Origin of the sequence: Tolypothrix sp. FACHB-123 (assembly GCF_014697075.1) — a bacterium.
In the GTDB taxonomy this organism is placed as follows: Bacteria; Cyanobacteriota; Cyanobacteriia; order Cyanobacteriales; family Nostocaceae; genus Aulosira.
On sequence record NZ_JACJRE010000165.1, the window covers coordinates 1 to 1,500 of the forward strand.

1 protein-coding gene is annotated in these 1,500 nt (G+C 35.3%); it reads right to left on the reverse strand.

Annotated features, from left to right (window positions below; all coding sequences use genetic code 11):
• Nucleotides 1–118: 118 nt before the first annotated feature.
• A protein-coding gene (locus tag H6G41_RS34520; protein WP_190752889.1) for an ISAzo13 family transposase occupies nt 119–1,350 on the reverse strand; the annotation gives its coding sequence in 2 pieces (ribosomal slippage) (nt 119–870 and nt 870–1,350; 1,233 coding nt in all).
• Nucleotides 1,351–1,500 lie beyond the last annotated feature (150 nt).

Sequence of the window (1,500 nt, forward strand, 5' to 3'; positions counted from 1 at the left end):
GCAACCCCTTTTCTCCCCCTCATCTATGCATGAAGAATCTATACACTTGTCGTCTGCTTTGAAGTTAAACAGTGTAAATAAGGGATGTTTTGTAGCTAAATAAATGCTGTTATTAAAATCAAATAACTTTTGTTTTATTACAACAAATATCAATAAACCAATTACCTAAATTTGGGAAGACTTCATGAGTAGAATCGGTTAGCCGCTCAATCTGTTTTTCAATTTGAGCCATAGCTTTTTTTGTAAGTTTTACCCCATTCTCATAAGTTTTGTGTACTAGCTTAACTACTGGATGAGAACCTTTCCATTTCATAGTACTAGCAAACTTTAAAGCCGTCTCCACTTCATCTAAAATGCTGCCATTCCAATGATTCTCTAGTATTGCCCATGTCCTTTCTATCGGATTATATTTACTATGATAAGGTGGATAGTAAGCTAAACGTATATTTACTTGATGCTTGTGGGCAAACTCTACTATACGTTTCATAAATTGGGTACGTCGTGAACTATTCTGCGGCCCATTATCTTGATTGAGAAGTAGGGTTTGAATATCAGAAAAACGATGCTTTTCTGATAACCAAAAATCTTCTAAAATATCAACAATAAAATCGCTTGTAACTTTCGATTCCGTAAAGTATAAAAATAATTCATCAAACTCTGGAAGGAATATACCATAAGGAGTTACAGTTGTTTTTGGATTATAATCATGGTCATCAGCTTTCGCTCCATCCCTGCTTTTACCCCCGCGATCAAATGAGCCAATCTTAACGCGAGCTTTTGCATCCATGCTTAGACGTAAAATACTTTTATCTTCCGAAGCATCAATATTAACTAGGTCTAATTGCTCAAAGATGGCATCAGTTTGTGGGATTTTTTTTGAGGTTGAACTTTCTTTACCCTTCTGAGCTTATAACCTAAATTATTTAATTTGACTCGAATTGTTTCTGATGTATGTAAATTTTCATCACTATAACCATATTTTTCAATTAATTGCTTTCTGACTTCGGCTGCACTGAGTCTGCTATATAGTCTTTGACTTTTAAAACTAGGATCAGTCTGACTTTGCGAATCTACTATATTTTTTATATCTTCTAAAAGATTTGGCAAATGTTCTTCTGCTTTATAACGCCCTTTGCCACTCATGTTATCAACGCAAGTAATACCACTTTCTAATTCTCTCATCCCTTTCCTAATAGTATCTCGATTCCATCCTAATTCTGATTGTGCAAGTCTTTGCCCTCCTAAACCTAAGCCCTGAACTGTCGAAGCCATAAATTTACGTTTTGCTGCACCTTTTAATTGAGATGCAGTTTCAATCAACAACTTTTTGAGAGAATCAGTTAATACTATAGCCACCAGTTACCACACTCAAAAACAAACATCATTATTCAAATTACTACAAAAGGGGAATGAAGGGGCTGCCGACGGCAGCCCCTTCATTCCCCCCTTAAAATGATTATCATTCTTGTTAATGGAATAGTTTATTTTCTGGAAGTCCCT